The 13,074-nt window shown below is 36.1% G+C and carries 11 protein-coding genes, 4 tRNA genes and 1 pseudogene; 4 read left to right on the top strand and 12 right to left on the bottom strand.

The window, feature by feature from the left end:
* Positions 1-19: 19 nt before the first annotated feature.
* From P256_RS10605 to P256_RS13400, 6 genes and pseudogenes are all read right to left on the bottom strand, one after another.
* A tRNA-Val gene (locus tag P256_RS10605) sits at positions 20-95 on the bottom strand.
* A 16-nt stretch (positions 96-111) separates the two neighbouring features.
* Positions 112-188: transfer RNA gene (locus P256_RS10600), tRNA-Asp, on the bottom strand.
* A 36-nt stretch (positions 189-224) separates the two neighbouring features.
* A tRNA-Asp gene (locus tag P256_RS10595) sits at positions 225-301 on the bottom strand.
* A 21-nt stretch (positions 302-322) separates the two neighbouring features.
* A tRNA-Val gene (locus P256_RS10590) sits at positions 323-398 on the bottom strand.
* 122 nt (positions 399-520) lie between these two features.
* Positions 521-1,036, bottom strand: coding sequence for a cell wall-recycling L,D-carboxypeptidase ElsL (gene elsL, locus P256_RS13405; protein ID WP_040332204.1), 516 nt, complete (start codon positions 1,034-1,036; stop codon positions 521-523).
* A gap of 39 nt (positions 1,037-1,075) precedes the next feature.
* Positions 1,076-1,411 (bottom strand): annotated as a pseudogene (locus P256_RS13400) (YbaN family protein); the annotation flags it as partial.
* 67 nt (positions 1,412-1,478) lie between these two features.
* Here P256_RS13400 and P256_RS10580 point away from each other — a divergent pair.
* The 3 genes from P256_RS10580 (at position 1,479) to dapE (ending at position 3,853) form a co-directional block, all read left to right on the top strand.
* A complete protein-coding gene (locus P256_RS10580) occupies positions 1,479-2,363 on the top strand; it encodes a DUF1853 family protein (protein ID WP_023273679.1) in 885 nt (294 codons plus the stop codon).
* Between the two features lie 87 nt (positions 2,364-2,450).
* Entirely contained in the window at positions 2,451-2,597 is a 147-nt protein-coding gene (locus tag P256_RS10575) for an entericidin A/B family lipoprotein (protein WP_228130241.1), read from the top strand.
* Between the two features lie 122 nt (positions 2,598-2,719).
* The gene (gene dapE / locus P256_RS10570; RefSeq protein WP_023273677.1) at positions 2,720-3,853 is read left to right on the top strand and encodes a succinyl-diaminopimelate desuccinylase; all 1,134 of its coding nucleotides are present in this window, start codon (positions 2,720-2,722) and stop codon (positions 3,851-3,853) included.
* Between the two features lie 23 nt (positions 3,854-3,876).
* On the opposite strand, the gene P256_RS10565 is transcribed toward dapE, so the two are convergent.
* The 6 genes from P256_RS10565 to pilG all read right to left on the bottom strand — a co-directional run bounded on the left by P256_RS10565 (position 3,877) and on the right by pilG (position 12,136).
* On the bottom strand, positions 3,877-4,341 hold the full coding sequence (locus P256_RS10565) for a hypothetical protein (protein WP_023273676.1): 465 nt from the start codon (positions 4,339-4,341) through the stop codon (positions 3,877-3,879).
* Positions 4,334-8,632 carry a hybrid sensor histidine kinase/response regulator gene (locus tag P256_RS10560; RefSeq protein ID WP_023273675.1) on the bottom strand — a complete coding sequence of 1,433 codons (4,299 nt, stop codon included), beginning with the start codon at positions 8,630-8,632 and terminating at the stop codon, positions 4,334-4,336. The genes P256_RS10565 and P256_RS10560 overlap by 8 nt, the downstream gene beginning before the upstream one ends.
* 114 nt (positions 8,633-8,746) lie before the next feature.
* Positions 8,747-10,792 carry a methyl-accepting chemotaxis protein gene (locus tag P256_RS10555; RefSeq protein ID WP_023273674.1) on the bottom strand — a complete coding sequence of 682 codons (2,046 nt, stop codon included), beginning with the start codon at positions 10,790-10,792 and terminating at the stop codon, positions 8,747-8,749.
* Positions 10,793-10,839: 47 nt separating this feature from the next.
* A complete protein-coding gene (locus P256_RS10550) occupies positions 10,840-11,367 on the bottom strand; it encodes a chemotaxis protein CheW (protein ID WP_023273673.1) in 528 nt (175 codons plus the stop codon).
* A gap of 10 nt (positions 11,368-11,377) precedes the next feature.
* On the bottom strand, positions 11,378-11,740 hold the full coding sequence (locus P256_RS10545) for a response regulator (RefSeq protein WP_023273672.1): 363 nt from the start codon (positions 11,738-11,740) through the stop codon (positions 11,378-11,380).
* A 27-nt stretch (positions 11,741-11,767) separates the two neighbouring features.
* A complete protein-coding gene (gene pilG, locus P256_RS10540; protein ID WP_023273671.1) occupies positions 11,768-12,136 on the bottom strand; it encodes a twitching motility response regulator PilG in 369 nt (122 codons plus the stop codon).
* Positions 12,137-12,518: 382 nt separating this feature from the next.
* Between pilG and P256_RS10535 the strand changes: the two genes are divergently transcribed.
* Positions 12,519-13,049: a hypothetical protein gene (locus tag P256_RS10535; protein ID WP_155756762.1), complete on the top strand. Its 531-nt coding sequence runs from the start codon at positions 12,519-12,521 to the stop codon at positions 13,047-13,049.
* Positions 13,050-13,074: the final 25 nt, after the last annotated feature.

Below are 13,074 nucleotides of genomic sequence, written 5' to 3'. Positions count from 1 at the left end.
CTTATTCTCTTATAAGTTATGGTGGGCGCTGACGGGATCGAACCGCCGACATTCTGCTTGTAAGGCAGACGCTCTACCAACTGAGCTAAGCGCCCAAGCTTTATCTGTAAATGGCGCAGCGGACGGGACTCGAACCCGCGACCCTCGGCGTGACAGGCCGATATTCTAACCAACTGAACTACCGCTGCACTTACAGGAAAACTTGCGATAAACAAAAACTTAAATGGCGCAGCGGACGGGACTCGAACCCGCGACCCTCGGCGTGACAGGCCGATATTCTAACCAACTGAACTACCGCTGCACTTAAGATTTAACGTAAGAGTGGTGGGCGCTGACGGGATCGAACCGCCGACATTCTGCTTGTAAGGCAGACGCTCTACCAACTGAGCTAAGCGCCCTCTAACGTGTTTATCGTTTGTGAGGTGCATTATAGAGAATCTATTCTAAGTGTCAAACGCTTTTCTTATTCTTTACCATTTTTTTTGCTTAAGTGATTAAAAAATAAGTCATAGTTGATTATCTATACAATATTATTTGTTTTTTCGCTATTTTCAGAGATATATACCAATGAATTTTCATCTACAAGATTAAATAATTCTATTAAGTCATCGTTATGCATACGAACACAGCCATGTGAAAGAGGTATTCCCATTGGATTCTTATCGGGTGTTCCATGTATATAAATATAGCGATTATATGTATCAACCCCCTCTCCTAAGTTAAAGCCAGACTCTAGCCCTTTTAACCATAGAATTCGGGTTAATATCCAATCTCGATTAGGATGTTTTTCTGCATATTCTGAAGAATAAACTTCTCCAGTCGGTTGTCTTCCTACAAAAACACTATTCTTTTGCGCATCATTACCAATTTTTTCTGCAATAACATGCCAACCTCTTGGTGTTTTTCCACTATTTTCAGCTTCACCAATACCATTCAATGCAGTTGAAATAGAAAATTTTTTTCCGAGCTTAGGAAGCATTAATAACTGATTTTTCAGGTCAATAAAAATATCAACTTCTTTTTGATTGTATTGCATACCTATCTCTATATTATCTTTTGGTTCAGGCCTTAAACAGAGCCATATCGCAACGATGAACATTATAATATCAGTAAAAAATTTTACCCATATTGGTGCTGATGTGAAAAACATAATAATGCCACTACATAGCATCATTGAACATGCTATCCATTTCACCTTTCTAGCGACACTTCCTGTTGCGCGCCAATTTCTTAGTGACTGACCATATTTAGGATGATTCATTAGCCATTCATCAACTTGCGGCCACCCTTTTGAAGCTGCCCACGCTGCCAATATAAGAAAAACTGTAGTAGGCATACCAGGTAAAATAGCCCCTATTACACCCAATAATATAAAAAATACGACCAATATACGCCAAAATAATATTTTCATGACAAGATTAATCCTTTTATGCTTTCATGATCTATCTATACTTAAAATCAAGCCCATCCTTAAAATCATGCTTAATTTTACAATACAACATCACCTTTTCGAGCCTTGGCGATCATATCATCACCCCGCAGTTCGACAACTTGCTTTTTGTATAGCAAGTCCAAATACAATTCAAAGTCTCCCCCCTGAAATGACACTATCAAATCATTTTATGCTACATAGCGATCAGGAGTGGCAAGATTTATTTTTTAGATACCAACCGCGACTAAATGAGTTAGAAACCAATCCACAACCGCTAATTGACTTTTTAGCCCAACTTAAAAGTACACGTTTGGGCTTACGTTTTGAAATGTTTTTATGGTTTTGGCTATTAGATGAAGAGTTTCACCATTTTAAACTTTTAGGTCACAGCATACAAAAAATTGAAGGGCCAATTACTCTCGGTGAGCTCGATTTTTTAATATTGAATAAAAAGACTCAAGCAGTTGAACACTGGGAAGTTGCTTTAAAATATTATTTAGCTGAAGACCAATATCAACTTGGGCAATGGTTTGGGCTTAATAGAAGTGATCGCTTAGAAAAGAAGCTTTCTTATTTTACAAATAGGCAGTTTCAGTTTAACCATGCTCTAAATTACAAAATTGACCATAAGTTTGCGGTATTAAAAGGACAACTCTTCATTCCTTCCTCTATAAGTGATTCAAACTTATCTGCATTGCCCCACTGGGTTAATCAAAATAGAAGAATAGGTTTTTGGGGAAGTACTATGCTACCTCAATTTTATAGACTTGAGCGGCATGAATGGATTGCTCCTTATTTAAGTCCTATATCTCATCCAAAATCTAAATGGTGGCATAATGGTTTATATCATCATATGAATGAAGAAATATTTTACATGTTTCGTTCATCTCCTCTCACAGCTATAGATAGATTACATTTTAACCACAATTAAGTTATAAAAAATGAACATTACTTTGTTTTTTATTTCGCTATTCTTACATTGGAAGTTAACTAAAATAAATGACATACCTTGGAGAAAATCATGAAAAAAGTTATTTTTGCATCAATTGCAGTTGCCCTTATTTTAACTGGCTGTAATACATTCCGTGGGGTTGGACAAGATGTATCAAGCGCAGGACATGCTGTAACAAATACTGCAACAAAAGCTCAGTCTCAAATGAAATAAACTCATATAAATAGACTGAGTAAGCCCTACTGATAAAGTGGGGCTTTTTTATTTTGCCATTGCCTCTTTTAAATTCTTCTTTATTATAATAAGTTAACTATTTTTTATACTTTATTAATTCTATGCAGCCTTCAGCAACACTCGATTTGAGCTTAGAGCTTTTAAAACAGCCTTCAGTTACACCAGATGACCATACTTGCCAAGATATTATTTCTAAAAGACTTTCTCAAGTTGGTTTTAAAATAGAGAAGATGAAGTTTGAAGAAGTAGATAATATTTGGGCACGCCGTGGTTCGGAAGGACCTGTTTTTTGTTTCGCAGGTCATACAGATGTTGTACCAACTGGTAGCCTAGATGCATGGGATTCTGCACCATTTGCACCTGAAATTCGTGATAATAAGCTCTATGGTCGTGGTAGCGCAGATATGAAAACTGCGATTGCTGCTATGATTGTTGCAACTGAACGATTTGTAGAAAGACACCCAAATCATAACGGTTCTATTGCCTATCTCATTACATCAGATGAAGAAGGCCCTGCAAAAAATGGAACAGTAAAAGTTATTGAAACACTAGAAGCACGTAATGAAAAAATGCAATGGTGTTTAGTTGGAGAACCTTCAAGCACAACTAAATTAGGTGATATTGTAAAAAATGGTCGTCGTGGGTCATTAAATGCAAAAATCATTGTACAAGGTAAGCAAGGACATGTTGCCTATCCTCATCTTGCAAAAAACCCTATTCATTTGGCAGCAACTGCAATAGAAACTTTATGCTCAACTACTTGGGATGAAGGAAATGAATATTTCCCTGCAACATCATTTCAAATCTCAAATATTCATGCAGGGACTGGCGCAACTAACGTTATTCCAAATACATTAGAAATCACATGTAATTTCAGATTTTCTACCGAAGTCACAGCAGATGAGTTAAAAGCACGTGTCATTGATATTTTAGAAAAAAATCAATTAGACTACGACATTACTTGGAATCTCTCAGGACTACCTTTTATTACGCCTGTAGGCGATTTGGTAAAAGCAACTCAGATAGCTATTCAGAAAGTTTGCGGTTATGAAACAGAACTTTCAACCAGTGGCGGTACATCTGATGGACGATTTATCGCACCAACTGGTGCACAGGTAATAGAACTTGGCGTATTAAATGCGACTATCCATCAAGTCAATGAACATGTAAATGTTGCAGACCTTGAGCCATTATCTGAAATTTATGAAGAAATCTTAGTTCAGCTATTAACATAAAAAAAGGGCTTTAAGCCCTTTTTTTAATCTTGAATTATAGTTTCGTAAATATCATCTAGATTAGGAATTTGACAAAGTTCCTCTCGAATACTGACGTATTGGAAAATCCCAGTGTTTTCTTTAACCTCCTGATCGACATCTACAACCTCAGAGATACGTAAACGTAAAGCTTCGGGCATTTCATCACACAAAAGAGCAAAACGTCGACTTGGCATTTCACCTTCAATGATTAAAGCAGTCACTTCATCTAAATCGGGTTGATGCACAGCATAAACAGGTAGTTCTAAATCATGCCATTTCATGACTTTTGTACCTGTCAGATGCACCTGTACAGATAAAACTAAGTTTTGTGGAAGTAAAATATCAGGCTGCTCATAGCATTGAATTTTAAAAACATCTACAAAGCCTGTTGAAACAGCAATTAGATCACTGAGTCCTTGCGCAGATGCAATGTTCAAGTCATTTTGCACGTTCGACTTATTACTCATTTGTTTTACCTCTAGATACCTTCAAAGCAACCTCAATCTGCTCAAGCAATGCATCTTCTTGGAAAGGTTTACCCATATAGTAGTTCACACCTAGACTTAGTGCCCGCTCTCGGTGTTTTTCACCTGTTCTAGATGTAATCATGATAATAGGGAGATCTTTATGGATTGCATGATGGCGTACTTGGTTTGCAACCTCAAAACCATCCATTCGTGGCATTTCAATATCAAGTAACATAATATCAGGACGAATATTCTCTAGCTTCTCAATTGCATCAATACCATCTTTAGCAGTCACAACCTCATAGCCTTCACGCTCAAGTAGACGTGAAGTTACTTTTCTCACCGTTACTGAGTCATCCACAATCATGGCTACATGTCGAACATCTGTATTCTGACGTTCTATATTTGCACTTGTTGGAAGGTTAAAGCGACGTTGGCTATTTTGTGCTGTACGTGCGATCGTTTGACCATCAAGAATGAGACAAACTTTACCATCACCCAAAATTGTTGCACCACTTAAAATTTCGATATCTTTCAAGTGGCTATTCAATGGTTTTACTACAATTTCAACACGAGAACCAATAAGCTGATCGACAAGCAATGCAACTGACTGATTATTATGGTCTTTAATAATTAAGACTGGCAATGACTCTGTTGTATTTAAGTTAGGCTCTTTGGCATATCCTAAGAAGTCTGAAATATAGCGTAAACGGTATCTACCACCTTCGATCTGACAGAATTCAGAAATACTAGAGAAATATCTTTGTAATACCTGAGGTTCTACTCGAACAATACGTTCAATCTGAGACAATGGCAATGCAAATTGCTGCTCACCTGCTTTAACCATTAGTGCATCGGTTACTGCAACAATCGTTGGTATCCGAAGAGAGAACTTAGTTCCTTCATTCGCAACCGAAATAACAGAGATACTTCCACCCATAGCACGAATATCACTTCGTACAACATCTAGACCAACACCACGCCCAGAAACTTGCGTTACTTCTCGCGCTGTGGAGAATCCTGAATGGAAAATATACTGTAATACATCTTCATCAGTCAAATTATCAGATTCTGAAATTAAACCTAAAGACTCTGCTTTACGTCTAACCCGAGCAACATCAATGCCTCGACCATCATCTGTGATATCAATTAAAATATCTGTACCTTGACGTGATAATGATATTTTAAGATTACCATCACTCGCTTTTCCACTTTGACGACGCTCACGTACGCTTTCAATACCATGATCAATTGCATTACGAATCATATGCTCTAATGGCGCAACTAATTTATCTAAGATACTTCTATCAATTTCCAAACGCGAATTAACAATCTCAAAATTAACCGATCTATTTACAGTCGTTGAAGTTTGTCTAACCAAACGTTGTAAACGCGATTCAATCAATGAGAATGTAACCAATTTTACTCGTGTTAATTGATCTTGAACATCTGTTTGAATACGTGCTTGCTCTAATAAAAGAGACTCTGAATCTCGCACTTTATCAGCCAAAGTAGCTTTAAAATCGAGTAAATCGGAAGCTGATTCGGCAAGAGATTTAGACAATTGATTCAGTGATGAGTATTGATCCATTTCTAATGGGTCAAACTCTTCATATTGAGCGCCTTCAATACTATGCTTTGCTAGAATCTGCGTTTCAAGCTCACCTTCCATTCGGCGTAGCTGATCTGACAGACGTTTAATTGCAAGCTCCATTTCCGAAAGTGTAGAAGTAAACTGGTTCAGTCCCATTTCTACACGTGAACGGTTAATTGAGCTTTCAGCAGTAAGGTTAGATACTTTTTCAACTAATGTAGATGACACACGAATCATCTCATTAGACTGAGATTGTTCCGAACTATCATCCCACTGACCCATCATTGGTGGTGGCTCTGTACCATCTCCAACAACATACTGTAAGCCAATAAATGACTCATCAATACTATCTGCACTTTCAACATTAAATTGCAGATATTTTAGATCATTAATAACTTTATCGACTTCTTCTCTAGCTGGTTTTTCTCCAGTAAGAATACGTTCTATAGTCGCAAAGTTAGTTTGAACTAGACCATCATAAATATCTGTTTTAACTTGATATAAAGCAAATTTTTCAAATGTATCAACAAGCAATTCTGATAATTCAAAAACAATTCCTTTTTCAATTGCTTTTGCATCATCATATAAAATATGTGCAACACGCTGAAGTGCAAGTAATAAACTTCGGTTCTGACGTTCTTCACACCATACATCAAATGCTTTCGTTAAGTTATTAAGCTGACCTAAAGCGTGTGCTTTAAACTCTGATGTAACATTTTCATAAAGATCAAATACTTCATCAGAAATAATATCTTCACTTAGAGTCTGTTCGGTAACAGCTTCTAATTGCGGAGTATTAACACTGTCAAAATGAGTATCATAGACATATGTACCATTTTTCAGACTATCAATAACACTCACAGCATGTACAGATGAGTAATCTACCTTTGAATGACGAATAACATCAATTCTTTCTGCAAACTGGTCTTGGACAAGTCGAATAATATTCAACATTGACTCATTTGCTGTAATCTTTTGATAAATTAAACGCTCATAAACAGACTCTAGATGATGGGCAATCAAACCAAAATTTTCGGCTTGAATCATATTTGCACTGCCTTTTAAGGTATGCAAATAACGCATCAAATTCTTTAATGCATCAATATTTTCAAAATTACTTTGGAACGCAGACAAATCAATTTCAATTTGTTCAACCAGCTCTTCTGCTTCATCTAAGAAAATATCAATAAGCTCTGCATCATCTAATACATTTGGTTTAACATTAGATATGGTCTGCTCATCTAAGCTTAATTTTTGAACAACATACTGCGTTACATTTTCATCTTTAATAGATGAAGCTATTTTAGATTTATCTTCGAAATATTCAGATTCTGTATATAAACGACTGATTTCTTCAATGGCCTGCTGTAGCTCATCTTTCTTATGCAGGAGAATTTGGCTAATTTGCCCCGATGCAATATAGTCGAAATATATAATTAAGCTGTCATGAAAATCATTTAAAAGTGGCGATACTTTTTTCAGCAAATCATAATCTGCAAAGGCAATGGTCAATAAGAGAATATAGCCTTCTCTCAACTTAACAAGATAATCTTCTATATCAAAAAGCTGTTTATCTTTTGCCCATTTAATCAGTGTTTCACTTTCATCAATTAAGTGAGTTAAATAATCTTCGGCTGAATCCCACACAATTTGAGTAAAGTCTTCACTTACATCTAATAAGTGATCAATACCTAAATCAACAATTTCATTAATTAAAGGCTTCTCATCATCAACAACCTTAATATACTGCGAATAGCTGTCCCAAATTAGTGTAAACTGATTTAAGCACTCTTCTCGTAAAGCCTCATTATTGTTTTTTAGACCATCTAAATAATGGGTTAAAAACTCAGAGAACTGTTTCAATAAATCAAGACTTAGGTGCAATTCACCTTTTTCTTGTAACTCTTGATTCAATGAGAGTTCAACATTTGCACTTGTCTCACATAAAGGTTCAATCTGAGCCATGCCAGAACTACCCTTTAATGTATGTATGCTGCGGACTAGAGATGCTGTTTGCTTTTCAGTATGTGCTGATTCATTGAGATATGTAGTGATTGTTGTAAGATGCTCATATGCTTCATCTAAATAAATCGCAAGCGTTTCTGGAGATATATTCATTCCATAGATAGAAACACTTTCTACATCAACAGTATTGCTATCGGCACTAGGAACTTCAATAGACGCTTCAAGCTCTTGATTATTACTTTTAACATGATCAAGATACAATGCTTGTAGAGAAGGTTCTATCTCTTTCTGCTCTTTCAGCTGTTTTCCAATAAGCAGTAAAGGTCGAATATCGACACTATCTAATGTCTGATGTTTTTCAATATGCGGGTATATTTCAAACGTATAGAATTTAAAGCATTGAGCACAATATTGTTGAATCTCTAACGTAATTCTAGCAGTATCATGAAGAATACTATTGAATAAATCTTCTACACACCAAGCAAGTTCACCTGCTTGATTTGCACCTACCATTCTTCCCGAACCTTTTAAGGTATGAAAATGACGGCGTATTGTTTTTATGGTTTCAATATCATGTAGGTCTTCCTGCCAAGTTACAAACAGGCTTTTAAGCTCTACAATGATTTCTGCAGCTTCTTCAATAAAAATATCGATTATTTCTGCATCTTGATCTAAATAGCTGTCTATTGGTACAGGAACATCAGCTATTAGCTTTTGCACTAATTCGTTCATCGCTCGCTCAAACTTTATCTGTTTAGCCTTTGCTCACTAGACATTGACCTATGAACACATAGATCAATGTAGCGGCTAAAATTTATAAGATAACTAGAGAATATAAGAAGCTACTTATTCAGGTAGTTTAAAGTCACTCACTGACTCTCTTAATGACTCTGCCATGTTTGCAAGCTCAGAGACAGATCTTGCTGTGTCAAAGGTCGCGGAAGTTGTTTGAACTGTAATCTCTTGTACAACATTCATCGTATCAGCAATCTGAGTTGCAGAAACAGACTGTAGCTGTGCAGCACTAGAAATGTTACCAATTAACTGTGCAAGTGATGTAGATACGGTTTGAATCTCACCTAAGGCAACACCCGCATCTTTTGCTAAGTTTGCACCACGTACAACCTCAGATGTTGTATGTTCCATTGAAATCACGGCTTCATTTGTATCGGCCTGAATGGTACGTACAAGACCTTCAATCTGTTTTGTTGCAGATGCAGATCTCTCCGCAAGACGCTGAACCTCGTCGGCAACAACTGCGAAGCCTCGACCAGCTTCACCTGCCATAGATGCCTGAATCGCTGCATTCAATGCCAAGATGTTTGTTTGGTCTGCAATATCGTTAATAAGCGAGACAATGTTACCAATTTCTTGAGAAGATTCACCAAGACGCTTAATACGTTTAGATGTTTCCTGAATCTGTTCACGAATCGTATCCATACCATGCATAGAACGGTTTACGACATCAGCACCACTAGATGCGATTTCAACTGAACGCTTCGCAACCTCTGTAGATTCTGTAGCGTTCGTTGATACTTCACCAATCGAAACCACAATCTCATTAATTGCCTTAGAAGCACTTGAAATTTCATCTGACTGTTGTTTCGATGATTCTGCCAAACCATTGGTTACATTTTGTGTATCTTGAGTATAGCGTGCAACCTCTTGCGATGTTGTATGAATACGCGAAACAAGGTCACGTAATTGGTCAATCGCAAAGTTAATCGAGTCGGCAATAGCCCCTGTGAAATCTTCTGATACTGTTGCATAACTACGTAAATCACCATCTGCTAAGTCAGCAATTTCATCAAGTAATCGTAAAATCGCGCCTTGGTTACGGTCATATTCATCTTGTAACTCACGAATACGCTTTTTATCTTCTTCACCACGTAGCCCAACAAGCTTATAGAAAGACACTAAGAAAACTACAAAACCAATAACCAATAGAAGTCGAGGCAAGTAAACAGTTACAACTGATGAAACAGATAAGTTATCTAAATTTTGCAATAACACATCTGAATCTTGGAAAATAGATACCGATGCTTTTTGCACGGCAGTTACTTTATTTGAGTTATTAAAAACAATTGTTGCACTTGCTTTTACAACTTGATCATATTCTTTTTTAATATCTATTAGCTTGCTACGTAAATCAGGATCAACGACTTTATCAACACCAAAATCTGGGTCACCATTAAGCTGAGCATCTAAATATGTACCAAATGTTTCAGTATTATCTTTGAACTCATTTGCAGCATCTGTATTTTCAGATTTTGTAATTGCAGAAATATCATGCATTGAACGTAAGATACGTTCAGCGACAACGACTTGGTCTTTAGCAACAGCAACCTGATTCGTTGGTAAACGACGCTTCACCATGTCATCAACCACAGCATTATACTGTGACTGTAAACCAGGAATAATTTGGTCCATTTGAATTGTTGTTGCACGCAATTCATTTAAAATAGTTTTATTACTTGTAATGGTCTCAATCTTTTGAGAAATTTCATACCATTGCTGTGCAATTTTATTAACATCACCCACAATTTGTGATGAGCCTTCAACTACTTTTAAATTACGATAGAAGTCGTCATTACTTTCTTTTAGTTTAGCAAATGATGCATCTGCCCCAGAGGAATTCACATCAGCAACCTGACGAGAAACAACTTGAGATATGAGCTTCAAATCTGAAAGGCTTTGCGTAACAGCATTATGCTTTGTTGTACTATAGAAAATAGATAGCAAAACAATTACTGTAAAAAGAATACTAAAGAAGGTTAGTAAAATAAGTGGCTTAACTTTCTTCTGTGTTCCAAAACCACGACTTAGTTCATCTAAGTATGCATCTACTTTCTTAAAGGTGCTATTACTACTCACCAGATTTTTAAAGCCCATTGGCTCCCCCTGAAATCACAAATATGTATAAAACAAATGATAAATTTCTAACTTAGTACCGCATTAACGTGTTTAAAGTCTTTAATCAACTGGCTAAATAAAAATACATGCCAATGCTTTTGGTCATAATTAAAGTAACCAGAACAGTATTTCTCTAAAGATTGATTTAAATCTGATGCAGATGAGAAAAAACTTTGCTTATTAAAATGCTGAATACCCAATACTTGATCCACCATCAGACCAAGATAGTGGTCTTGATGTTGTAAGCACAAAAGTTTTTGTTGTCGTGTCCTTTTTGTAGGTATTTTTAACAAATACTCTTGCAGATCAATCACAGTTAATAACTGTCCACGAATATTTGCCAAACCTTCCAACCAAGGCTCTCCATTAGGTATAGGTGTTAAACTAGGACAATAAATGACCTCTGCCACTTCACCCAAAGGAACAACAAAGGATTGCCCTTGTATTTCAAAAGCAATACCAGACCATCTATTTACACTGTCAGCAATTGCTTGCTGATGTTTATCGCCTTGTCTTGCAAGGCGTAGTAATTCAAGAAAGCCTCTTGCTGCCATGATTTAGCCTTTACAAGATGTTTGCATGAATTGCATCAATCAAAGCTTGCTCATCTACAGGCTTTGTTAAGTAATCTTTTGCACCTTGACGTTTACCCCAAACACGGTCAGTTTCCTGATCTTTTGTGCTTACAATAATCACGGGAATATCTTTTGTATGCTCAGAGCGTGAAATTTGGCGTGTTGCTTGGAAGCCATTAACACCCGGCATAACAACATCCATTAAAATAAGATCAGGCTTCTCTGCTGCTGCTGCGGTCACACCATCAGCACCATTATTTGCTTCCATTACATGAAAGCCATGCTTTGTTAGGATTTCTCTAAAACGGAATACTTCAGTTGGCGAGTCATCAATAATTAAAATACGTTTCATTTGTTCCCCCAAAAAACTAAACTGCTATTACTTCACATAAGTGTGAATAGCATTCACTAACTCATCTTTACTAAAAGGCTTTGTCAGATACTCATCTGAACCAACGATCTGACCTTTAGCACGATCAAATAAACCATCTTTACTTGATAACATAATAATCGGTGTATCTTTATATTGCTCTGAGTTTTTAATCAAAGCACAAGTTTGATAGCCATCTAGACGAGGCATCATAATATCAATAAAAATAATATCTGGTTTTGTTTCTGTGATTTTAGATAGCGCTTCAAAGCCATCAACAGCTGTAATTACCTCAAAACCCTCTCGTTGTAACAGCGTTTCGGCTGTACGGCGAATTGTTTTTGAATCATCAATGACCATTACTTTTAGACTGCTCATCTTATCCCCTTAAATTAAATGATGCCGTTGCTCATCTGATCAATTACTCTATTCAGCCAACAACTTTAGGGCTTATTAAACTAATATTAAACCTTCATTTAGTTGAATTTTCAACAAATAAATTTATACATATTCTCTAAGCATATCATTTCTAAATTAATATTTTTTTACAACTTAAACTATTTTTACTTATTTTAAAATAACACTTGAGCATTAAAAAGCATTCAGTGGATAATAGCTCCTTTATTGCTCTATTTATCCTTTTTGAGACTGTGTAATGTACTTAAAACACGTTTTTTCATTAAAAAAAAGTCGTCGTCATTTAAGCAAAACCATTTTGTCTTCTTTTTTTGTTTCATTTTTTTTCTTTAGTTTTAATCAAATGAGCTCTGCGACAATTTGGTATAGATATTATGACCGTCAAGGTGTACCCACTATTAGTACATCTATTTCACCTGAACATATTCGCTATGGCTATGACGTCATTAATAATAATATGGAAACCATTCGCCAAGTCCCAGCATTACAAAATACTGAAATTGCACGGCAAAAGAAAGAAAAAGAAGCAGAGCAAGAAGCGATAGATAATCGCATGCAACAGATTTATACACACAGTAGTATTGCACAAAAAAGAAAAAGAAATCTATTACGTGGTATCCAAGATCAAATTTCTCTTCAACGAAAACAGTATGATTCTTTACAAGACTATTTAAGAGACCTTCGTGGAGAGGAGTTTTCTATTTTATATGATAAGAAGACTGTTCCAAAATCCTTAAAAGATTCTATTGAAGATACAAACTATAAAATAGCTCGATCACAGAAAAAAGTGACCGATCTACAAGCCCAGTATCAACAAACTGAGCAACAATATGACAAGATTATTGCTCGATTAAAAAAACTAGAAGAACACTGACACGAAGTTATTTACTTCTGTGTCA

The sequence above is a fragment of the Acinetobacter nectaris CIP 110549 genome (assembly GCF_000488215.1).
Lineage (GTDB): Bacteria > Pseudomonadota > Gammaproteobacteria > Pseudomonadales > Moraxellaceae > Acinetobacter > Acinetobacter nectaris.
Note: the sequence above shows the minus strand (reverse complement) of the source record. Positions and strands in the feature narration are given on the sequence as shown.

Excerpts from the sequence above, each read along its gene's own strand:
- P256_RS10535 (WP_155756762.1), top strand. The coding sequence starts at position 12,519 with ATGAGCTCTGCGACAATTTGGTATAGATATTATGACCGTCAAGGTGTA.
- pilG (WP_023273671.1), bottom strand. The coding sequence starts at position 12,136 with ATGAGCAGTCTAAAAGTAATGGTCATTGATGATTCAAAAACAATTCGC.
- P256_RS10565 (WP_023273676.1), bottom strand. The coding sequence starts at position 4,341 with ATGAGTAATAAGTCGAACGTGCAAAATGACTTGAACATTGCATCTGCG.
- elsL (WP_040332204.1), bottom strand. The coding sequence starts at position 1,036 with ATGCAATACAATCAAAAAGAAGTTGATATTTTTATTGACCTGAAAAAT.
- P256_RS10555 (WP_023273674.1), bottom strand. The coding sequence starts at position 10,792 with ATGGGCTTTAAAAATCTGGTGAGTAGTAATAGCACCTTTAAGAAAGTA.
- dapE (WP_023273677.1), top strand. The coding sequence starts at position 2,720 with ATGCAGCCTTCAGCAACACTCGATTTGAGCTTAGAGCTTTTAAAACAG.
- P256_RS10560 (WP_023273675.1), bottom strand. The coding sequence starts at position 8,632 with ATGAACGAATTAGTGCAAAAGCTAATAGCTGATGTTCCTGTACCAATA.
- P256_RS10550 (WP_023273673.1), bottom strand. The coding sequence starts at position 11,367 with ATGGCAGCAAGAGGCTTTCTTGAATTACTACGCCTTGCAAGACAAGGC.
- P256_RS10580 (WP_023273679.1), top strand. The coding sequence starts at position 1,479 with ATGCTTAATTTTACAATACAACATCACCTTTTCGAGCCTTGGCGATCA.
- P256_RS10545 (WP_023273672.1), bottom strand. The coding sequence starts at position 11,740 with ATGAAACGTATTTTAATTATTGATGACTCGCCAACTGAAGTATTCCGT.